General features: G+C 68.4%; 15 protein-coding genes and 1 pseudogene. 15 read left to right on the top strand and 1 reads right to left on the bottom strand.

Features of this window, described 5'->3' with window-relative positions; genetic code table 11:
- Positions 1 to 20 precede the first annotated feature (20 nt).
- Complete coding sequence (locus tag AC1DRO_RS11610) at positions 21 to 1,121, bottom strand: FtsX-like permease family protein (RefSeq protein ID WP_476950920.1); 1,101 nt, start codon at positions 1,119 to 1,121, stop codon at positions 21 to 23.
- Positions 1,122 to 1,317: 196 nt separating this feature from the next.
- Between AC1DRO_RS11610 and AC1DRO_RS11605 the strand changes: the two genes are divergently transcribed.
- The 15 genes and pseudogenes from AC1DRO_RS11605 to AC1DRO_RS11535 all read left to right on the top strand — a co-directional run.
- The gene (locus tag AC1DRO_RS11605; protein WP_476950919.1) at positions 1,318 to 2,727 is read left to right on the top strand and encodes a sensor histidine kinase; all 1,410 of its coding nucleotides are present in this window, start codon (positions 1,318 to 1,320) and stop codon (positions 2,725 to 2,727) included.
- The gene (locus AC1DRO_RS11600; protein ID WP_243178139.1) at positions 2,724 to 3,380 is read left to right on the top strand and encodes a response regulator; all 657 of its coding nucleotides are present in this window, start codon (positions 2,724 to 2,726) and stop codon (positions 3,378 to 3,380) included. The genes AC1DRO_RS11605 and AC1DRO_RS11600 overlap by 4 nt, the downstream gene beginning before the upstream one ends.
- A gap of 103 nt (positions 3,381 to 3,483) precedes the next feature.
- On the top strand, positions 3,484 to 5,502 hold the full coding sequence (locus AC1DRO_RS11595) for a penicillin-binding transpeptidase domain-containing protein (protein WP_476950918.1): 2,019 nt from the start codon (positions 3,484 to 3,486) through the stop codon (positions 5,500 to 5,502).
- 47 nt (positions 5,503 to 5,549) lie between these two features.
- Complete coding sequence (locus tag AC1DRO_RS11590; protein ID WP_476950917.1) at positions 5,550 to 7,232, top strand: ABC-F family ATP-binding cassette domain-containing protein; 1,683 nt, start codon at positions 5,550 to 5,552, stop codon at positions 7,230 to 7,232.
- 64 nt (positions 7,233 to 7,296) lie between these two features.
- Complete coding sequence (locus AC1DRO_RS11585; protein WP_476950916.1) at positions 7,297 to 8,070, top strand: DeoR/GlpR family DNA-binding transcription regulator; 774 nt, start codon at positions 7,297 to 7,299, stop codon at positions 8,068 to 8,070.
- A complete protein-coding gene (locus AC1DRO_RS11580) occupies positions 8,067 to 9,254 on the top strand; it encodes an MFS transporter (RefSeq protein ID WP_476950915.1) in 1,188 nt (395 codons plus the stop codon). The genes AC1DRO_RS11585 and AC1DRO_RS11580 overlap by 4 nt, the downstream gene beginning before the upstream one ends.
- 15 nt (positions 9,255 to 9,269) lie before the next feature.
- Positions 9,270 to 10,766 (top strand): phosphatase PAP2 family protein, encoded by a 1,497-nt coding sequence (locus AC1DRO_RS11575; RefSeq protein ID WP_476950914.1) that lies wholly within the window; start codon positions 9,270 to 9,272, stop codon positions 10,764 to 10,766.
- 178 nt (positions 10,767 to 10,944) lie between these two features.
- Positions 10,945 to 11,886, top strand: coding sequence for an ABC transporter ATP-binding protein (locus AC1DRO_RS11570; RefSeq protein ID WP_223914891.1), 942 nt, complete (start codon positions 10,945 to 10,947; stop codon positions 11,884 to 11,886).
- Between the two features lie 3 nt (positions 11,887 to 11,889).
- Entirely contained in the window at positions 11,890 to 12,774 is an 885-nt protein-coding gene (locus tag AC1DRO_RS11565) for an ABC transporter permease (RefSeq protein WP_476950913.1), read from the top strand.
- Positions 12,775 to 12,810: 36 nt separating this feature from the next.
- Positions 12,811 to 14,190 carry a sensor histidine kinase gene (locus AC1DRO_RS11560; protein WP_476950912.1) on the top strand — a complete coding sequence of 460 codons (1,380 nt, stop codon included), beginning with the start codon at positions 12,811 to 12,813 and terminating at the stop codon, positions 14,188 to 14,190.
- Positions 14,150 to 14,908, top strand: a complete 759-nt coding sequence (locus tag AC1DRO_RS11555) for a response regulator (RefSeq protein WP_476950911.1) — start codon at positions 14,150 to 14,152, stop codon at positions 14,906 to 14,908. The genes AC1DRO_RS11560 and AC1DRO_RS11555 overlap by 41 nt, the downstream gene beginning before the upstream one ends.
- Positions 14,909 to 15,193: 285 nt before the next feature.
- Positions 15,194 to 16,678, top strand: a complete 1,485-nt coding sequence (locus tag AC1DRO_RS11550; RefSeq protein WP_476950910.1) for an amino acid permease — start codon at positions 15,194 to 15,196, stop codon at positions 16,676 to 16,678.
- A 248-nt stretch (positions 16,679 to 16,926) separates the two neighbouring features.
- Positions 16,927 to 17,820 (top strand): annotated as a pseudogene (locus AC1DRO_RS11545) (dioxygenase family protein).
- Positions 17,821 to 17,883: 63 nt separating this feature from the next.
- Complete coding sequence (locus AC1DRO_RS11540) at positions 17,884 to 19,200, top strand: M18 family aminopeptidase (protein ID WP_476950909.1); 1,317 nt, start codon at positions 17,884 to 17,886, stop codon at positions 19,198 to 19,200.
- 461 nt (positions 19,201 to 19,661) lie between these two features.
- Positions 19,662 to 22,217 (top strand): N,N-dimethylformamidase beta subunit family domain-containing protein (locus AC1DRO_RS11535; RefSeq protein WP_476950908.1); only part of this gene is annotated, 2,556 nt, incomplete at its 3' end.

The raw sequence follows: 22,217 nt of genomic DNA, 5'->3' as shown, positions 1-22,217 counted from the left end.
ATGGGGCGGGCCGGGGCTGCTCAGTTGCCGCCGAGGGCGATGAGCGGATCGACGCGGGCGACGCTGCGGACCGCGAGGGCTGCGCCGGCCAGGCCCAGGAGCACGATTCCGGCGATGGGCAGCAGCGTTGTCCAGGGCGTGAGGAGGAACGGTGCCGCCTGCGACGCGAGGACTCCGCCGGCCACACCGGCCAGCCCCCCGGCCACCGCGCCCGCCAGCAGGACCAGGGCCGCCTGCGCCATGGCGTCCCGGAGGATGTAGCGGGCGGACCCGCCCAGTGCCTTCAGAACGGCGATGTCCCGGGTGCGCTGGACCGTCCAGACCGTCAGGAAGGCAACAATCACAAGGGCTGAGATGCCGTAGAGGAAGGCCTGCATGAGCAGCAGCGAGCCGTTCTCGCTCTTGTAGGAGCCGAGGGCCTGGAAGGACCCGTCGATCGTGGTGCTGACGGTTCCCGCGGCGGTGTTGGCGGCACCGAGATCCACCCCTGTTCCGGCGGTGGAGTCGAATGTCACGGCCAGCACCGTCGCGGCGTCCGCGTCTTGGATATGGGCCAGCTTCTGCCAGTCGGCCAGCGTGGTCCACACGACGCCGGTGTGGGAATACCACTGCTCCGGCACGACGGCCGTCACAACGAGGTCGGCGCCGCCCACCGAGGCGTGGCTGCCGATGCTGAGCTCCAGGTCCTCCGCCAGTCCGGCTCCGACGGCGATGGTTCCCTCTGTCAGCGGGGCAGGAGCCAGGCCTGCGCCGGGCTCGGTGCCGAAGACCGCAACGCTTGCCGTGCGTGCCGGCACGCCTTCGGCGCCGAGTGCCTGGAAGCGGCTCTGGCTGATCCCGACGGCGTCGGCTCGGACGACGCCGTCGCGCGCCGACCACAGGCTCTGTTGGGCGCGCGTGACTTCGGATTCGGTAAACGAGGCCTTGGGTGCGCTCCCGGCCGGGGCGCCGAAGACCAGCTGGTCGGCCGGGAGGGCGGCGAGGGCCGACGTCGACTGGTTTCCGAGTCCGGCCGTCAGCCCGGAAAGCATGACGAGCAGGAGGGTGATGAGGGCGACGACCGCGCCCATCAGGGCGAACCGTCCCTTGGCAAAGCGGATATCGCGGATGGCGAGATACATGTTGTCCTTCTTGGTGTCGTTTGAGGCGCTTGTGGCGTTGCTTCCAGCCTTCCCTCCGCCGGGCTCCAGGGCATCGGCCGCCCGGTTGGACCGCCGCCACCGGTCGGACGGCCCTGCGATCAACCAAAAGGTTGATTCCGCCGTGGGCGGGCCGTTTTCCGCAGGAGCCCCGCCGCACCGGCACTACGCTGGAAGCATGGAGGGCGACGCCGGCAACACGGTCCACAACGGCACAGGACCCAGGGGCGCACCGCACGCCGGCGCCGGGCATGCCGGCGCACCGCACGCGCCGGAGCCCACCGGGGCGGCCGTCATTCTGCGCGTCCTTCGCGTGAGCCTGCACGTCGGCTTTGCGGTGCTGCTCCTGGTGGCGCTGCTCCGGCTCCTGGCCGGCGGCATCACTGGGCAGGAGTGGATCACCCTGTTGCTGGCCGTGCTGCTCGCCGCCTTCTACCTCGTGGGCACCGTGCTGGAGAAACGGCACGCCGCCCGCCGGACCCGGTTCGATCCGCGGCCCTACTCGGCCTGGTGGCTGGGCGGCGTCTGCCTCCTCTGGCTGCTGCTGGTCTGGGCCAGTGCCGACTTCGTCTGGCTGGCCTTCCCGCTGTTCTTCCTGCAGTTGCACGTGCTCCGGCGCCGGCTGGCGCTGCCGGCGATCGCATTGAGTACCGTGTTTGTTATTGCGGCGCTCTGGTTCCACAACGGCGGTAGCGCGTCTCCCGATCTGGCCACTGCGGATCCGGCCAGCGTGGGGCTGCAGCTGCCCATGGTGCTCGGGCCCGTTTTCGGCGCAGCCTTCGCTGTGGTCACCGGACTGGCCTACCGGGCGCTGTTCCTGGAGGCGGAAAACCAGCGGCTGGCGGCCGAAGAGCTGCGCCGCACCCGTGCCGAACTCGCCCGGACCCAGCACAATGCCGGCACCCTGGCCGAGCGCACCCGGCTGGCCCGGGAAATCCATGACACCCTCGCCCAAGGCCTGTCCAGCATCGTGCTGATGGGGCGCGCGGCCGAGAAGGCCCTGGACGACGGCGAACCCGCCGTGGCACGGGACAGGCTGCGGATTGTCCGGGACACGGCCGCCGCCAACCTGGCAGAGGCCCGCAACTTCGTCCGGGCCCTGCAGTCCCCCGATCTCGAGGACGGCTCCCTCGTGGCCGGACTTCTCCGGCTGTGCGAAAAGACCGAAGCGGAGACCGCGGCGCGGGGTGCCGGGCTGCGGTGCCGCCTCGACGTCGAAGGTGTGCCGGTGGAACTCCCCGGCGCCCACCAGACGGTCCTGCTCCGGGCCGCGCAGGCGAGCCTGGCCAACGTGCGGGCGCATGCGCAGGCGGGCACCGCCGTCGTCACCCTTTCCTTCCTGGGCCCGGAGGTGGCCATGGACATCTACGACGACGGCGCCGGATTCGACCCCTCGGCCTTGCCGGCCCGTCCGGACGGGTCCGGCTATGGGCTGACGTCGTTGCGGGACCGCGTGGCCGCCCTCCACGGGCAGCTGGACATCGAGTCTGCCCCGGGTGAGGGAACCGTGGTGGCCATCCGGCTGCCACTGGGCCAAGCGCCCGGTTCCAACGCCGCGCCGGCGCCGGTCCGCGGGGACCGGAAATGAACAACATCCGGGTGTTCCTGGTGGACGACCACCCGGTGGTCCGGGCCGGTCTGCGGGCAATGCTGGGTGATCTGGAGGGCATCACGGTGGTGGCCGAGGCCGCCGACGGCGGCGCCGCGCTGGCCGGACTGGCCAGGCTCCACACCCTGGGTGAGCCCGCGGACGTGGTGCTCATGGACCTGCAGATGGGCGCGGGCATGGACGGCGTCACGGCCACCGGCCGGATCAAGGCAGGAGAGGCCGGCGAGCCGCCGCCGCCGGTGCTCATCCTGACCACCTATGACTCCGACGCCGACATCCTGGCCGCCGTCGAGGCCGGCGCCAGCGGCTACATGCTCAAGGATGCCCCGCCGGAGCAGATCCGCCAGGCGGTGCTCTCTGCCGCGGCCGGCGGCACCGCGCTGGCCCCCGAAGTCGCGGCCCGGCTGATGGGCCGGATCAGGAATCCGGAGCCTGCCCTGTCCGCCCGCGAGGTCCAGTTGCTCGGATTGCTGGCCACCGGGATGGGAAACCGGGCGATCGCGAAGCAGCTGTTCATTTCCGAGGCCACGGTCAAGACGCACCTGGTGCACATCTACGGCAAACTCGGCGTGGACAACCGCACCGCCGCGATCGCCGTGGCAGCGCAGCGCAGGATCATCCGGCGGCCCTAGGCGTTCCCGGCACCCGAAGTGAAGCCGGGGGGCGGGTGACGGTGCTAAGTGACGGTGTTATGTGACAACGGACTTGTCGGTGGCCCGGGGCATAATGGGCGCCATGGGGAACTCATCAAAACTTGCACTGGCCCTTGTGGGCCTTGTTCTTGGCGGCTCGCTGGTCGCCTGCGGCGACGGCCGTGAGGGCGCCGAAAGCGCTGCCAAACAGCTCGCGTCCGCGGTGTCCGCGCTCGACGTCGGATCCGTCGCCTTTGAGGGCAAGGACTCCGGTGCCGCCAACGACCAGCTCAAGGAAATATTCAAGGGGCTTGACCCGGCCCGCCCTTCAGTGGAAAGCGGCCAACTGACGCTGGAGTCCGATAAGGCCACGGTCCCGCTCAACTACCGCTGGAAGATCGGCTCCGAAGAGTGGAAGTACACCACCTTCGCCGAGTTCAAGAAGTCCGGCGACAAGTGGCTGACGGTCTGGAACCCGGCCACCCTGGTCCCCGAACTGGCCGAAGGCGAGCTCGTCGGCTCGGCAACCCATTCGCCCTCGCGCGCCGACATCCTGGGCGCCGGTGGGGTCCCGCTGGTCACGTACCGGCCCGTGGTCAATGTTGGCATCGACAAGCCGGCGCTCGGCGGTGCAGACGCCGCCGATTCCGCCACCAAGCTTGCCCATCTGGTGGGGGTCGACCCGGCGGCGTACGGGCAGCAGGTCGCGGCGGCCGGCCCCGAGGCGTTCGTTGCCGCCATCACTTTGCGTGAAGAAGGACGGACCATCACCGACGCTCAGATCGGCGAGATTCCCGGCGCCCGCGCCATCCGGGGCTCCCTTCCGCTGGCACCAAACCGCACCTTCGCCCGCGCCCTGCTGGGCACCGCAGCGGAGGCGAATGCAGAACAGATCGAAAAATCGAACGGGGCACTCAAAGCCGGGGACACCACGGGCACCGGTGGCCTGCAACAGCAATACGACGCGCAGCTTCGCGGCAGCGACGGCATCCAGGTCTTCGCCGAGAAGGCAGGCCTCACGGCCGCAGAGAAGCAGGCTCTGCCCAACGCGGGACGCCGCGTACTTTTTCAGACTGAGATAAAAGACGGCACCCCGCTGAAAACCACCCTGGACCCGAAGCTGCAGCAGCTCGCGGAAGACGTCCTCGGCAAGGTCGGCCCGGCGTCGGCCATTGTGGCGCTCCGGCCCTCCAGCGGCGCCGTCCTGGCGGCCGCCTCCGGGCCGGGCAGCAACGGCTACGACACGGCGATGCTGGGACAGTATGCCCCTGGATCGATCTTCAAGATGGTCGATTCCCTGGCCATGTTCCGCAACGGAATGACGCCCGACTCCAAGGTGGACTGCCCGCCCACCCTCACGGTGGACGGCCGCACCTTCAAAAACGCCGAGGGATACCCTGAGTCCTCCCTGGGGTCCGTGACGCTGCGCGACGCCTTTGCGCACTCCTGCAACACCGCGTTCATCAACGCCCGCGACACCGTCACCCAGGCACAGCTCGAATCCGCCGCGACCTCGCTGGGCGTGGCAGTTGAAGCACCCGCGCTGGGCGCGGCCGCATTCCTCGGCTCCGTCCCCGGGGATGCCGAAGGAACCGAACATGCCGCCTCCATGATCGGCCAGGGCAAAGTGCTTCTGTCCCCCCTGGCCGCCGCCGTCATGGCCGGCTCGGTGGCCAAGGGAGCCCCGGTGGCCGCCCAGCTGGTGTTGAATCCGGACGAGGGCGCCAGCCCTCCAGATGCCCAGGGCGCCGCCCCCACAGGCACGGCTGCAGCCGGCACGTCGCCGGCTGCCCCGGCCACCGGTGACGCGACACCGTCGGCCCCCGCACCGGCCACGGCCGTCGAAAAGCCGGTGACTGCAGCGGAAGCCGCGGCGCTGGCTGACATGATGCGGGCCGTCGTCACCAGCGGACATGCCGGGTTCCTGGCCTCCGTCCCCGGCGAGCCCGTCGGGGCGAAGACCGGAACGGCCGAGTTCGGCAACGACACCCCGCCCAAGACCCACGCCTGGATCGTGGCCGTGCACGGTGACCTCGCCGTCGCCGTGTTCGTCGAGGACGGCGGACTCGGGGCCACCACGTCCGGGCCGCTGCTCAAGGAGTTCCTGACCCGGGCCGGCTGAGCGGACGCTTTCCCGGCCGTGGGAAGAGCCGTGGGAAGATTGAACGCGTGGCTCATATTGACGTATCCGGCATCGACTACTTCCTCTCCGACGGCACCCAGCTGCTCAACGGGGTGACCTTCAAGGTCCCGGACGGCACCAAGACAGCGCTGATCGGGCCCAACGGGACCGGCAAGACCACGCTGTTCCGGATCATTTCCGGCGACCTCGTCCCGGACGAAGGCGTGATCGGCCGTTCCGGCAACATGGGCATCATGCGCCAGTTCGTGGGCCAGGTCCGGGACGAGTCCACGGTCCGCGACCTGCTGGTCTCCGCCGCCCCGCCTGCCCTGGCCGGCGCCGCGCGGGCCGTCGACGAGGCAGAGCTCGCCATGCTGGAGCACGACGACGAGCCCACCCAGATGGCCTATGCCCAGGCGATCGTGGACTGGGGGGATGCCGGCGGCTACGACGTCGAAACGGTCTGGGACGAGGTCTGCATGGCCGCCGTCGGCCTGCCCTTCGACCGGGCACAGCACCGCCCGGCGTCGAGCCTCTCCGGCGGCGAGCAGAAGCGTCTGGTCCTCGAGGCCCTCTTCGCCGGCCCCGACGAACTGCTGCTCCTGGACGAGCCGGACAATTACCTCGATGTTCCGGGCAAGCGCTGGCTCGAGGCCAAACTGAACGATTCGAAGAAGACCGTGTTCTTCATCAGCCACGACCGTGAACTGCTCAACAACGCCGCCGGCCGCATCGTCACCCTGGAACCGGGCATCAACGGCGCCGGCGCCTGGATCCACGGCGGCGGCTTCGGGTCCTACGTGGATGCCCGGGCCGACCGGAACGCGCGCTTCGAGGAACTGCGCAAGCGCTGGGACGAGGAGCACGTCAAGCTCAAGGAACTCGTCAACATGTACAAGAACAAGGCCGCGTTCCGTTCCGACATGGCCAACCGCTATCACGCGGCGCAGACCCGGCTCGCGAAGTTCCTCGAGGCCGGCCCGCCCGAGGCCCTGCCCATCGAGCAGAACGTGCAGATGCGGCTCAAGGGCGGCCGCACCGCCAAGCGCGCCGTCGTGGCCGAGAAGCTGGAACTGACAGGCCTGATGAAGCCGTTCTCCACCGAAATCTGGTTCGGCGACCGGGTGGGCGTCCTTGGTTCCAACGGTTCGGGCAAGAGCCACTTCCTGCGCCTGCTCGCCACCGGCGGCACGGATCCCGAGCGCGAGCACCTGCCGGTGTCCGACGTCGAGATCGCCGAAGTGCCGCACGAGGGCACCGTGAAACTCGGCGCCCGGATCCGGCCCGGATTCTTCGCCCAGACCCACGTCCGGCCCGACCTGCTGGGTAAGACCCTGCTCGAAATCCTGCACCGGGGCGACGAGCACCGCTCGGGCATGGGCCGTGAAGCCGCCGCCGGGGCGCTGGACGGCTACGGGCTGGCGGCGCAGTCCGAGCAGAAGTACGAATCCCTTTCCGGCGGCCAGCAGGCGCGGTTCCAGATCCTGCTGCTGCAGCTCTCCGGCGCCACGCTGCTGCTGCTCGACGAGCCCACGGACAACCTGGACCTGCACTCGGCCGAGGCCCTGGAACGGGCGATCGACCACTTCGAGGGCACCGTCCTGGCCGTCACCCACGACCGCTGGTTCGCCCGAACCTTCGACCGCTTCCTGGTTTTCGGCTCCGACGGCAGGGTCTACGAGTCCGCCGAACCGGTCTGGGACGAAAAGCGCGTAGAGCGCGCCCGCTGACCCCACATGGGCCATCATCTGCGCAACAAATGATTAAATGCTCACCAGCCGCTAGCATTTGAGCATGAACACTGATGAGCGGCACCGCCTGATCGGCGGACTGCTGCGCGACCGGGAGCACGTGACGGTGGACGAACTGACGGCCGCCTGCGGCGCCTCCGGCGCCACCATCCGCCGTGACCTCGACATCCTGGCCTTGCACGGCGTGCTGCGAAGGGTCCACGGCGGAGCCAGGAGCCTGGTTTTCGGCGGCGAAAACCCGCACTACGGGCAACGCGAACTCGAGGACCACACCGCCAAGCTGCGGATCGCCGCCGGGGTGGCGGCCATGCTCGCGGACCGTGGACACGTCTGGCTGGACAGCGGCACCACCGCCACGGAGATCGCCCGCCGGTTGCGCCAGCGTGAGATGACGATCATGCCGATGTCGCTGCGGGCCGTCACCGCGCTGTCGGCAGACGACGCTCCGGCCGGGCGCCGCCCCGAGCTCCTGTTGCCCGGCGGCAGCCTCGTCCCCGGCGAACTTTCCTTCCGCGGGCCGATGACGGAATCCAACATCCGCTCACTGCGCTTCGACACCGCCGTCGTCACGCCCTGCGCCCTGAACCTCAAGGACGGACTGTTGGCCCACGACCTCGACGACGCCGCAGTCAAACGCGCCGGCCTCGAATCCGCCGCCCGGGTGATCGTCGCCTGTGCCGGCACCAAATGGAACGCCAGCGCCGTCGCCCTCGTCGCCTCCCTGGACGCCGTGGATGCCATCGTGACGGACCGGCAGCTCAGCCCGGAAGAACTTGACCAACTCACCCAGCACTCGGTGGAAGCAGTGATCGTATGACCAGTACCGCAACCGTCCCGCAACTCAAGGCTGCCACCGGGGCGACTTTCCTTGTCTTTGGCATCAACGGGTTAGTCTTCGCCAGCTGGGCAGCCCGCATCCCGGCCGTGACGGAGATCCTGCACATCACCGCGGGCCAGATGGGAACCCTCCTGCTGTGCGTCGCGGTCGGTTCGCTGATCGCCTTGCCGACTGCCGGGTTCGTCGTCGGCCGGATCGGCACCGCCAACACCGTCCGCAGCGCCGGACTCGTGGCCGCGGCGGCCGGCGTCGGCGTCGCGCTCTCACTGATGGCGGCCTCCATCCCGGGGACTGCCATTGCCCTGTTCTTCTTCGGGATCGGCGTCGGGTTGTGGGATGTTTCGCAGAACATTGAAGGTGCCGACGTCGAACACCGGCTCGGGCGCACCATCATGCCGCAGTTCCACGCGGCCTTCAGCGGCGGCGCGTTCGTCGGCGCCCTGATCGGCGCCGGACTATCCACCCTGGGGGTCGGGCTCCCGGAGCACCTGCTGGTCATAGCCGCCGTCGTCGCCGTCCTGACCACGGTGGCCCCCCGGTACTTCCTGCCCCACCTGCCTGCGGAGGCACCCGCCGCGGGGGACGCGGACCGCGGCAACGCAGGTTCGGCCTGGCGGGACGGGCGCACGCTGCTGATCGGCGTCGTCGTCCTCGGCGCCACCCTGACCGAAGGCGCCGGCAACGACTGGATTGCCAAGGCCGCGGTTGACGGCCTGGGCGCCGAACAGTCCACGGGGGCGCTGCTGTTCGCCGCGTTCGTGCTGGCCATGACCGCCATGCGCTTCTTCGGTGGCCGTGCGATCGACGTCTACGGCCGCGTTGCCGTGCTGCGGGCCAGCATGGCGGCGGCGACCGCGGGCCTCTGCCTCTTCGTGTTCGCCGGCACCATCTGGCTGGCCACCGCCGGTGCCGTGCTCTGGGGCGTGGGGGCAGCCCTCGCGTTCCCGATCGGGATGTCCGCCGCCGCGGACGACCCCAAGAAGGCGGCCGCCCGGGTGTCCGTGGTGTCCACGCTGGGTTACATTGCCTTCCTCGCCGGGCCGCCCCTGCTGGGCTACCTGGGTGATGTCACCGGTGTCAGGACCGCCCTGCTGGCGATCGGGATTCCGATTGTGGTGGCGCTGGTCCTGGCCGGAGCCGCGAAGCCGCTGCCCGCGAGGTAGCAGTATGGTGGTCCAATGCGAACCATGCTGAGGAAGGCCCCCGGCCGCCTGTCGAAATTCGACCGCAAACTGGTGGGCGCCATCTCCAATCTGCCGGGAGGAGGCCATGACGACTTCTTCCGCCGTCTGTCCGCCGCCGCCAACAAGGGCAAACTTTGGTTCGGCGTTGCCGGAGCCATGGCTCTGGTGCCCGGCAAGACGCGGCGGGCAGCGGTGCACGGACTCATCGCGCAAGGCGCCGCCTCGGCGGTCACCAACGTCGTGTTCAAGACCCTCCTGCCCCGGGCCCGCCCCCTGCCCGAACACCTTCCGGTCTTCCGCTTCGTGAACCCGCAGCCGACGAGTTCGTCGATGCCGTCGGGACACTCCGCCTCCGCGGTGGCTTTCGCACTCGGGGTCGGCATGGTCCGCCCGGCCCTCGGTGCGGCGCTGGCCCCCCTCGCGGCCGGAGTGGCTTACTCCCGGGTCCACACCGGGGCCCACTGGCCCTCGGATGTGCTCTTCGGATCCGCGATCGGCGCCGGCGCGGCCATGGTGACGCGGAAGTGGTGGCCCGTCCGGCCGCCATTCCCGGAAACCCGCCGCGGCGCCGCCCCGGCCGCGGAACTCCCTGACGGCCAGGGGCTCGGCATCGCGGTCAACACCCTCGGCGGGTCCTATGCTGACGAGACTGCCGACGCCCTGCAAAAAGTATTCCCTAAAGCGTATATAAAGGAAATCGGGCCCGGTGAGTCCGTCGACGCGGGCATCGCCCAGGTCGCGACCCGGCCGGGCATTGCGGCCCTGGGCGTCTGGGGCGGCGACGGGACCGTGGGCTCCGCTGCGGCCGCCGCCGTCGAACGTTCCCTCCCGCTGCTGGTGCTCCCCGGCGGCACGTTGAACCATTTCGCCCGCGACGCCGGAACCCCCACCCTGGCGGACGCCGTGCAGGCGGCGTCTCGCGGCGAGGCCGCTGTGGCCGACGTCGGCCACGTGAGTGTCGAGCGCGGGCTCCCCGACAGCCCGGAGCAGCTCGAGCTGATGATGCTCAACACCGCCAGCATCGGCCTTTACCCGAACCTGGTCCGCCGGCGGGAGCAGCTCCAGCCGGCACTGGGCAAACCCCTGGCCGGAGTGGTGGCCATGCTCCGGACCTTCGCGGCCGGCACCCCCACCACGCTGATCGTCAACGGGGTGCGGCACCGGCTCTGGATCCTGTACATCGGCCGCGGCCGCTATTACCCCCGCGACCATGCGCCGCTGGTGCGCCCGGTACTGGCGGACGGCGTCCTGGATCTGCGGATGATCACCGCCGATGAGCCGTTCGCCCGCTTGCGGCTGCTCTGGGCCGTGCTCACGGGCACCGTGGCCACGTCCGGGATCACCCATCTGAGCGAAACGGACATGATCACGGTGGAACCCGGGAACGGGCCCATGGTCCTCGCCGTCGACGGAGAGGTCATGCCCGGGGTGCGGCGGGTGGAATTCTCGGTCCGCCCCGGCGCGCTGACCTACTATTCGCCCCTCGGCTGAACCCTGTCGCCCGACCCCGTCGTCCAAACCCCTGTCATCCTCCCGGACTACCCTGATTAGTCCCTGAATCATCCCTGAGACCGGCGAAATACGCAGGTTGCCTCGGTAGCGTGGTGTGCAGACGGGCCCGTGACTGCGGTGCCCCGGATCATCTCCCGCAACGCAAAGGAACGCTTCCATGATCGAAGCACGAGGCCTGACCAAGGTTTACGGCGACAAGACCGCCGTCGCCGGCGTCAACTTCACCGTCGAAGCCGGCCGGGTCACCGGCTTCCTGGGCCCGAACGGGGCCGGAAAATCCACCACCATGCGCATGATCATGGGGCTGGACCGGCCGACGTCGGGCTCGGTGACGGTCAACGGGTCCCCGCTGACCGGGCACGCCGCACCGCTGCGCGACGTCGGCGCCCTGCTCGATGCCAAGGCAGTCCACACGAGCCGCTCCGCCTACAACCACCTGCTGGCCATGGCGGCGACCCACAGCATCCCGAAGAAGCGGGTCCACGAAGTCATTGAGATGACCGGACTGGCCGAGGTGGCCAGGAAGAAGGTCGGCGGCTTCTCGCTCGGCATGGGCCAGCGGCTGGGCATCGCCGCCGCCCTCCTGGGCGACCCGCAGACCGTCATCCTGGACGAGCCCGTCAACGGCCTTGACCCGGAGGGCGTGGTGTGGGTCCGCAACCTGGTGAAGTACCTGGCCTCCGAGGGCCGCACGGTCTTCCTCTCCAGCCACCTCATGAGCGAGATGGCCGTCACGGCGGACCACCTGATCGTGATCGGCCGCGGGAGGATCATTGCGGACGCCCCGATCCAGGAGATCATCACCGGCAAGGGCCAGGGCCGGACGCGGGTCCGCACCGACCAGCCGGACCGGCTCATGCAGCTGCTGGCCGGGACCGGGGTCTCGGTGGAGGTCCAGGAGCGCGAACTCCTCGAAGTCACAGGCCTGGACCCGCGCCAGATCGCCACTGCGGCGCTGGAGAACCACGTCATGATCTACGAACTCACCCCGCTGCAGGCCAGCCTCGAGGAGGCCTACATGGAACTGACCAAGGATGAGGTCGAATACCACTCGCTGATCACCACGGGCGCCGTTCCCGTCGAAGCCGGAGGCAACTAAGCCATGAGCTCCACAACCGTTGAATCCACGCCCTCGCGCCGCGGCGCCGACGCACCGCGGTCCGGAAACGGCAGCAGTTCCGGCCCCGGCCCCAGCTTCCTGCGGGTCCTCAACTCCGAATTCATCAAGTTCCGCACCCTGCTCTCCACTCTGATCCTGCTTGGCTCCACAGTGGTGGTCATGGTGGGGTTCGGGGCGCTTTCGGCCTGGGGGACGGGCCAGTTCTCCGAGGCCGCGGCCCGGGACCCGGAGGTCGGCGCCAGGCTCGCGGCCCAGGGCGGCGACATCGTCGTCAGCGTGCCCACCTCCGGCATCGCGTTCGCCCAGCTGATCCTGGGCTCCCTCGGCGTGCTGCTGATGAGCTCCGAGTTCACCACGGGCATGGCCCGGTCCACGTTCGCGGCGGTGCCCAAACGCATCCCCGCCTTCGCGGCCAAGCTCGTGGTGGTGGTGGTGACCTCCTTCGTCGTCACCGCCGCATCCACCCTGGCCGCCGGATTCGTATCCGTGCCGATCCTGGACAACTACGGCCTGGGCCTGGACCTGGGCAGCTCGCAGTCGGTCAAGCTGCTCCTTGTCAACAGCATTTACGTGGCGGCGGTCGCGGCCATCGGCATGGCGCTGGGCACGCTGATCCGCAACTCGGCGGGCGGCATCATGAGCCTCGTGGGTCTGTTCTTCGTGGCACCCATCGCCTTCCAGCTCATTCCGGGCGACTTCTTCGTGGAGGCCCGCAAGTACCTGCCCGGCAACACCGTGGATCCGCTGACCGCGGTGGAGCACCTCCCGGACACCCTCGAGGCCTGGCAGGCCGCCCTGGTGCTGGGCGCCTGGGTTGTCATCCCGGTGCTCCTGGCCGCCGTCCTGCTCAAGAGGCGGGACGTTTAGGCCGGCGCCACGGGCCCCAGAGTCTAGGCTCAGAGCATGATCGATGCGGTACCTGTCAGGGACGCGTCGGCCGGACCGGCCGACGCGTCCCTTGCTGAACTCACGGCCCGCCGCCGCGGCCGGCTCCGGCGCTACCTGCTGGCCAATCCGCGGGTCATGGACGTCCTGGTGGTGCTCTGCTACCTGGTCCTGGTCACGCCCACGGCGGTCGAATCGGTCATCCACGGCGACTGGCCGGTGGCCGTGTTGCTCGCCGCGGCCGCGCCGGTCCTGCTCTTCCGGCGGGCGTATCCGGTGCGGGTGGCGGCGGTTGTGGGGGCCCTGGAACTGGCGGTCACCTTCCTGCATCCCTGGGGGTCCAATGTCTCCGCCGGGCTCTGGTTTTCGCTGTACGCCGTCGCCGTCGTCCGCACCCGGCGGTTCGCCCTCGCCGCCCTGGCCCTGACCACCGCCCCGCTGCTGCTCCTGTACTTCCTGCTGGCCGTCGGCCCGTTGGACGGCCGGCTCCCGGACATGGCCGTCCGCACACCGGAGAATTTCCAGCTGCTGACGGGCATCGCGGCGGGCATCGGCATCGCGCTCTCGAATGTGATCGCCACGGGGATCGGGATCTCGGTGCGGCAGCGGCGCGAGCACGAGCACGAGATCGCGGCCTGGGCCGCCCGGGCCCAGCAGCTGGGCTCGGTCACGGAACGGAACCGGATCGCGCGCGAAATGCACGACGTCGTGGCGCACTCGCTGACGGTCATGATCAGCCTGTCGGACGGCGCCGCCGTCGTGGTCAAGAAGGATCCGGAGCGCGCCGCCGGCGTCCTGGCCGAACTCTCCCGGACCGGACGCACCGCGCTGGCCGACATGCGGCGCGTCCTTGGCGTGCTGCGCGAGGACGCCGCCACGGGACATGCCCCGCGCGAGCCGCTGGTGGCCGGGGGCAGCCTGGCCAAACTGCTCGAGGGCTTCCGCACCGCGGGACTGCCGCTGCACTACACGCACACCGGCCCGTCTCTGCCCGACGATGCGGCGTTCCAGCTGACCGTCTACAGAATTGTGCAGGAGTCGCTGACCAACGTGCTGCGCTACGGCCGCGCCCTCAGCCGGGTGGAGGTCAGCATTGTCCGGAACGGCTCCCGCGTCACCATTGAAGTGCTCGACGACGGCAGGGGCACCGTTGACCCGGGGGCTCCCGGAACCGGCGCGCAGGCGAAGCCTGACGCACTGGACTCCTTCGGCACCGGGCATGGAATCGCCGGGATGCGGGAGCGGGCCAGGATCTACGCTGGCACCGTGTACGCCGGGCGCGCCGGCGACCGCGGCTGGCGCGTGCACGCGGAACTGAACTGCAACGGCGAGAATGCCACGGAATTAAGGGGGAACAATGTCCGACAACATGCCGGTACGCGTCCTGCTGGTGGATGACCAGCCGCTGCTTCGGATGGGTTTCCGCCTCATCCTGGAGGGTGAAGACGATTTGCGCATCGTGGGCGAGGCATCCAACGGCGCCGAAGCGGTCCGCCACGTCCGGGAGCTTGCGCCCGACGTCGTCCTGATGGATGTGCGGATGCCGGTGCTGGACGGGATCGAGGCCACCCGGGCGATCGCCGCCTCGGGCTCCGACGCAAAAATCATCATCCTGACCACCTTTGACCTCGATGAATACGCCTTTGCAGCACTGCAGGCAGGGGCCTCTGCGTTCCTGCTCAAGGACGTGGCGCCGGCGGAACTGGTCAGCGCGGTGCGGGTGGTGGCCAGCGGCGACGCCGTGGTGGCACCCCGTGTTACGCAGCGGCTGCTGGAGACCTATGTCCGCGGTGCCGGCGGCCTGGATCCTGCGGGGACAGGCGGCGCCGGCGGCCGGCACGCCGGGGACGAGGGCGGTCAGCAGGCCGGCAGCCCCGCACGCCCGGCGCGGGATCCGTTGCTGGAAGACCTGACACCCCGCGAAAACGAGATGCTCGGGGCGATGGCGGAGGGACTCTCCAACGCCGAAATCGCGCACCGGTACTTCCTGTCCGAGGCCACCGTCAAGACGCATGTGCGCCGGATCCTGACCAAGCTCCACCTCCGCGACCGCGTCCAGGCCGTGGTGTACGCATATGAGACCGGCCTCGTGGTGCCCAGCAACGCGGACTATTGACGGCCGTCGCCCGGCCGTCGTAAGGCAGGTTACCGGCAGGTAGTATCTGAAGCAGTGGTTTCAGGCACATTGCCGAATTGCCCATGAGGCAACTTTGGTTGACTCCCTGGCCCTCGCGTTGGGTGATGGCCCGGTCTGAGCCGCCGTCATATGTGGGACTGCACAAGACGGACGGTGTGCCGCGCGGTCTAGTGTGAAACGACATTGTGGTCCGCCGCACAGCATGGATGCGATTCCGTGCCGGCAACGAGCGGGCCTGAACCCCCCACGAAGGACGGCGCTTCCATGCCCGCTGACCAGCAGCTCTCAAAATCCCTGAAACCCAGGCATCTGTCCATGATCGCCATCGCCGGGGTGATCGGCGCCGGACTGTTTGTCGGTTCGGGTGCGGCGATCCAGCAGGCCGGCCCCGGCATCCTGGTTGCCTACGCCGCGGCGGGACTCGTCGTCATCCTCGTCATGCGGATGCTGGGCGAGATGGCCGCGGCCAACCCGGAAACCGGGTCATTCTCCACCTACGCGGACAAGGCCCTGGGCCGCTGGGCCGGGTTCAGCATCGGCTGGCTCTACGCATGGTTCTGGATCATCGTCCTCGGCATCGAGGCCACGGCCGGGGCAGCGATCATGCACCGCTGGGTCCCCGGCATTGACCAGTGGGTGTGGGCGCTTGTCCTCATGGTGCTGCTGACGCTCACCAACCTCGGGTCCGTGAAGTCGTACGGCGAGTTCGAGTTCTGGTTCGCCTCCATCAAGGTGGCGGCAATCGTGCTCTTCCTGCTCTTCGGCGCTGCCGCAATCCTGGGCCTCATCCCCGGCGTTCCGGCGCCCGGCCTGGACAACCTGATCGGTAACGGCGGGTTCATGCCCAACGGCCCCGGCGCCGTCCTGGCCGGCATCCTCGTGGTGGTGTTCTCCTTCTTCGGCGCGGAAATTGCCACCATCGCCGCCGGCGAATCCGAGAACCCGGTCGACGCCGTCAAGAAGGCCGTGAAGTCCACCGTCTGGCGCATCCTCGTCTTCTACATCGGCTCCATCGCCATTGTGGTCACCCTGCTGCCCTGGAACTCGGCCTCCGTCGCCAAGAGCCCCTACGTTGCGGTCATCGAACTGTTCGGCATCCCCGGCGCCGGAACCATCATGGACATCGTAGTGCTGACCTCGGTGCTCTCCTGCCTGAACTCGGGCCTTTACACCGCCAGCCGCATGCTGTTCTCGCTGTCCCGCCGCGGCGACGCCCCCAAGTCATGGATGCGGATTTCCAAGCGCGGCGTGCCTGCCGCCGCGGTACTGGCCTCGACGGTGGTCGGCTTCGTCACTGTCGGGCTGAACTACATCGCCCCGGACACGGTCTTCCTGTTCCTGGTCAACACCTCCGGCGCCATCGCGCTGTTCGTCTGGCTCGTCATTGCCGGCTCACAGCTGATACTGCGCCGCCGCATGGGCGCCGCCGCCAAGGACCTCCAGCTGAAAATGTGGCTCTTCCCGTACCTGACCTGGGTATCGATCGTCAGCATCGTGGCCCTGCTGATCGGCATGGTGATCCTGGAATCCACCCGGGAATCGCTGCTGCTCTCGCTGGCTCTCGCCGCCGTCGTGGTGGGGATCGGAGTCTTCCGCTACCGCAGGAACGGCTCCAAGGCCACCGTTCCCGCAACTGGTGCCGCCGAGGCTCCTGCCGACGCTGCCGAGGACGCTTCCGTGGCTCGCGCCGGGAACGCCACAGTGGTTGACGCCGAGGACGCCACGGTGGGCGCCCGTCCGGTGTCGTAGCCTCCAGGACGCCCCCGCGGCGGTCCCGCCCCACCGGACATGCCCTCCCCCCGCGCCCTCCACTGGACATAGCGCCATTATGTCCACTGCCCGGCGCGAGGGGAGGGCATGTCCATGCGTGCCGGGGGGACATGCCCAGTCTCCGGGCCGAGGGGAGGGAATGTCCATGCGTGCCGGAGCACAGCCGCGTCACAGGAAGGGACTAGCCAGCCCATAGCGCTGCCGGGTTCGATGGGGTCATGACAAAAATGCCGCAGCCCCCGCACCCCAACCACGACCGCGGCCTGGAATTCGATCTCTCCACCCTCGTCAGCCGCCGAACGCTGGGCATGTTCCTCGGCGCGGGAACGGCCGCTGCCCTTGCGGCTTGCAGCCCGGGCGGCACCAGCGGCACCAGCGGCAGTTCGACGTCGGCCGCGGGGACATCGGCGGCACCAGCCCCGGCGCCCTCGGCCGCGGCGACGTCGTCGTCGGCCCCGGCCACTCCGACGCTGACCCGGGCGATCGCCGAGTGCGGGGTCGAAATCCCGCAGGAAACCGCCGGGCCCTACCCCGGTGACGGTTCCAACGGACCCAACGTCCTCGAGGCATCCGGCGTGGTCCGTCAGGACATCACATCCAGCTTCGGGACCTCCACCAGCACAGCCGAGGGCGTACCGCTGACCGTCACGCTGACCCTTCTCGACTAAGCCAACGGCTGCACCCCGCTGGCCGGTGCGGCGGTGTACGCCTGGCACTGTGACCGCGAGGGCAAATACTCCATGTACGATTCCGGGCTTCAGAACGAGAACTACCTCCGCGGCGTCCAGGAGGCCGACGCCAACGGGCAGGTCACGTTCAAGACCATCTACCCCGGCGCCTACAGCGGCCGCTGGCCGCACATCCACTTCGAAGTGTTCGAGTCCCTGAGCAATGCGACGGCGGCCGGCCAGGTCCTGGCGGTGTCCCAGATCGCCCTGACCGAGGCGGCGTGCAAAGAGGTCTACGCGTCGGCCGGCTACGAATCCAGTGCGCAGAATTTCCCCCGCACCACGCTGAAATACGACAACGTCTTCGGCAACGACGGCGGTATCTACCAGCTGGCCACCGTGAGCGGCTCGGTAGCCGCGGGCTACGCCGCCGGCCTCAACGTCACCGTCTAGGCAAGGCGGCGCCCGGCCCACCCGGGCCGCGGGGCCCGTGTGTGCCGGGCTAGACTCGGAGCCATGCCAACACCGAGCACTGCCGAAGAGCACATCCAGGACCTCGGCGCGTATGTCAGCGCGTCGCCGTCGAGCTTCCACGCCGTCCACGAAGCCGCGCGCCGGCTGGACGCGGCTGGCTTCACGGGCCTGGACGAACTGCAGCCCTGGCCGGAGCCCAAGGCCGCCACTGCCGGCAAGTTCTATGTGATCCGCGACGGCGCCCTCATCGCCTGGGTGGTGCCGTCAGGCGCCGGACCGACCACCGGTTTCAACATCCTTGGCGCCCACACGGACTCGCCGTCCTTCAAACTCAAGCCGAAGCCCACCACGGGCAAGTTCGGCTGGCTGCAGGCCGGCGTCGAGGTCTACGGCGGACCCCTCCTGAACTCCTGGCTGGACCGCGAACTGCAGCTCGCCGGCCGGCTCGTCATGCGCGACGGCACACAGCACCTCACGTCCACTGGCCCGCTGCTGCGCTTCCCGCAGCTCGCCATCCACCTGGACCGGGCCGTGAACGAAGGCCTGGCCCTGGACAAGCAACAGCACATGAATCCGGTCTTTGGCCTGGGCGATCCCGCCGGCGAGGACCTGCTTGGGCTCCTCGCGGACAGGGTTACCGATGCCGAGGTGGATCCGGCGCAGATCGGCGGGTACGACGTCGTCATCGCGGACACCCAGGCCCCGGCGGTGTTCGGCGCGCGGGGCGAATTCTTTGCCTCCGGCCGGCTCGACAACCTCTCCGCGACCCATGCAGGGCTCACGGCGCTGATCGCCCACGCCGCCATGACGCCGCCGAGCGGTTCGCCGATCGCCGTGCTGGCCGCCTTCGACCATGAGGAAATCGGCTCAGCGTCCCGATCCGGCGCGTGCGGGCCCGTCCTCGAAGACGTCCTCGTGCGGATTTCCGACGGGCTCGGCGCTTCGGTCAGCCAGCGGCGGCAGGCGTTCGCGGCGTCGTTCTGCGTCTCGGCGGACGCGGGCCATGCCGTGCACCCGAACTATCCGGAGCGGCACGATCCCGCCAACCGGCCGGTCCTGAACGGCGGGCCGCTGCTGAAGATCAATGCCAACCAGCGCTATGCCACCGACGCCGCCGGCGCCGCCCTCTGGGCCCGGCTGTGCACCGACGCCGGTATTCCGTACCAGGAATTCGTCTCCAACAACGTGATGCCGTGCGGCTCGACGATCGGCCCGCTGACAGCCACCCGGTTGGGGATCCGGACGGTCGACGTCGGGGTGCCCCTGCTCTCGATGCACTCGGCGCGCGAGCTCTGCGGAGTTCAGGACCCGCACCGGCTGGCCACGGTGACCCGGACGTTTTTCCGGACGGCGGCGTAACCGCAGGTCAGTGGGGGTTGAGCGGCATAAAGCAGACCCACATGGATCCTGCGGATACCCACAAAGTTGACTCCGATCCTCTGGCAGGGGTTCCGGGGCGGTCCTAGAGTTCAAGGCGTATGGAAGCCCCCGCAGGTTGGTGGTCCAGGTTCCGGACTGCCGCGGAGAGTCACCTCGACGCCTCCGCCTGCGACCGGCTTCAACACAACTTGATAGCACCAAACATTTGGACTCCGAGGTATCGGTGTCCTGGTCAGGCCTAGGTAGTGCAGAAACCGCGGCCGCGCCCTAGAGTGATCGCGCCCAGCAGGGAGTCCACCGTGAAGTCTGCACACGCCTTTTTGCCCCGCCGGATTGTCCGGCCGACAGTCGCCGCCGTGATTACGGCCCTACTCGCCGCGGCATTGTCCGTCCTGGGCGTCCCGGCGGCGACTGCGGCAGGGCCATGCACCGTCCCGATTGTGAGCAAAGTAGCCTGCGAAAACACCCAGCCGGGCAACCCGGCCTCGGAGTGGCAGGTTTCCGGCGCGGGCAGCAGCACGATCCAGGGCTATTCCACGTCCATGAGCGTCAACATTGGCGACACCGTGAAATTCAAGGTCAAGACGCCGTCCACTTCGTACCACATCGATGTCTACCGCCTTGGCTATTACCAGGGGCTGGGCGCCCGGAAAGTCGCGGCGAACGTGCTGCCGAGCGCTTCGCTTCCGCAGACCCAGCCGGCGTGCGCGACGTTCTCCGCCACCGGATTGATTGACTGCGGGAACTGGGCAGTCTCAGCGTCCTGGCAGGTCCCGGGGTCGGCCGTTTCCGGAGTGTATATCGCACGGCTCGTGCGCAATGATGCCACCGGCGTCAGCGTCATTCCTTTCGTGGTCCGCGACGACGCCGCTCACTCAGACGTCATGTTCCAGACCTCGGATACGACGTGGCAGGCCTACAACAGCTACGGGGGGAACAGCCTCTACGCCTGCACGGTGTCATGCCCACCGGGCAGCCCGTTGGCGTACAAGGCCGCGTTCAAGGTCTCCTACAACAGGCCATTTTCGACTGCGGGGGATGCTCAAGGGCAGAACTGGCTGATGTATGCCGAATATCCCATGATCCGGTTCATGGAGGCCAACGGCTACGACGTGAGCTACATGAGCGGTCTTGACGTCGCCACCAAGGGGCCATTGCTCCTGAACCATAAGTCATTCATGTCCGTGGGCCACGACGAATACTGGTCTGCGGACCAACGGACCAATGTGGAAGCCGCCCGGGACGCCGGGGTTCATCTGGCCTTCTTCAGCGGCAACGAAATGTTCTGGAAGACTCGGTGGGAGCCCAGCTCCGACGGTACGAATACGCAAGGCCGCACTCTGGTGTCGTATAAAGACACACACTTCAATGCCCCGACAGATCCGGTCGCCTGGACCGGCACCTGGCGCGACCCGCGCTACGGAACTGCCACGGGCGGCGGGAACCCAGAGAACGCCTTGACCGGACAGTTCTTCCTGGTCAACTCTGGTACTACCGATATCACCGTTCCCGCCAGTTTCAGCAAGTTGCGGCTGTGGAGGAACACCACGGTTGCCGGGCTGTCCGCGGGAACCACGGCTACTTTGGGCGCCGGGTTGGGCACGCTTGGCTACGAATGGGACTCCGATTCGGATAACGGCTTCAGACCCGCCGGATCCTTTAAATTGTCTCAAACCACCAGCACGACTGCGGAAGTCTTCACCGACTATGGATCCACCACAAAGAATCCTGGGACAGCGACTCACAACCTCACGACCTACAAAGCGGCTAGCGGCGCCTTGGTCTTCGGCGCTGGCACAGTGCAGTGGTCTTGGGGACTCGACGGCTACACGACTGGAAAAGCCGTGGACAAGAACATGCAGCAGGCCACCGTCAATCTCTTCGCTGACATGGGGACCCAGCCGGTGACCATCATCGCCGGGCTGACCCCGGCCGTGGCGTCAACGGATACCACAGCGCCGACGTCGAGAATTACGTCTCCTGCGGGAGGCGCCACAATAGCTGATGGCACGGTTGTGACCATCAGCGGCACCGCTGCGGACACCGGTGGCGTCGTGGCGGGCGTCGAGATATCCACCGACGGCGGCAAGACCTGGCGCCCCGCCACGGGAACCACAAGCTGGACCTATCAGTGGATTGCACACGGAAATCCGACGTCGACCCTACAGTCTCGGGCAGTGGACGACAGCGGTAACCTTGAGTCTCCAGCCCCAGGGTCTGTTACTAACATTTCGTGCCCGTGCTCACTGGTCGGCGTGAATGTCGCCCCGGCGGCTGCGGACTCCGGTGATGGGTCTGGCGTCGAGGTCGGCGCGAAGTTCTACGCGGATGTCGCCGGAACCATCAGCGCCGTGCGATTCTACAAGGCCGCGAAGAACACCGGCACACATGTGGGGAATGTCTGGAACATGTCCGGTCAGCGCCTAGCCACTGCCACCTTCACCGGAGAGTCGTCCACAGGGTGGCAAACCGTCAGCTTGTCGCCAGCCCTTGCTGTTACAGCCAACACGATGTACGTGGTTTCGTACTATGCTCCGTCCGGTCACTATTCCCAAGACGAGGGATTCTTCTATAACCACCCATCTCCGCCACCCGCGGGGAACGGCAGCACGGACAGCGCCCCTCTGCATTTCACCCGCAGCCTTCCTGGTACCCCCAATGGGTTCTTTCGGTACGGCACGTCGTCGACCTTTCCCAACCAGATCTACGCCGCGGAGTACTACTGGGTGGATGCCGTCTTTAGCCCGTCGGCTCCGTCGGCMCCGGCTGTTTCGTCGGTGTCTCCGGCGAGCGGTGCGACGGGTGTGGATGTGGGCGTGAAGCCGGCGGCGACGTTCAGTCAGGCGGTGACGGCGTCCTCGGTGGTATTCACGCTCAAGGATTCAGCCAATTCGTCCGTCGCGGGGACGGTTTCCTACGATTCGGCGAGCAAAACTGCGGCGTTCACGCCGGGAAGCGCCCTGGCCTATAGCGCGACATATACGGCTACGGTCAGC

The sequence above is a fragment of the Arthrobacter sp. P4_F11 genome (assembly GCF_056401395.1).
Note: the sequence above shows the minus strand (reverse complement) of the source record. Positions and strands in the feature narration are given on the sequence as shown.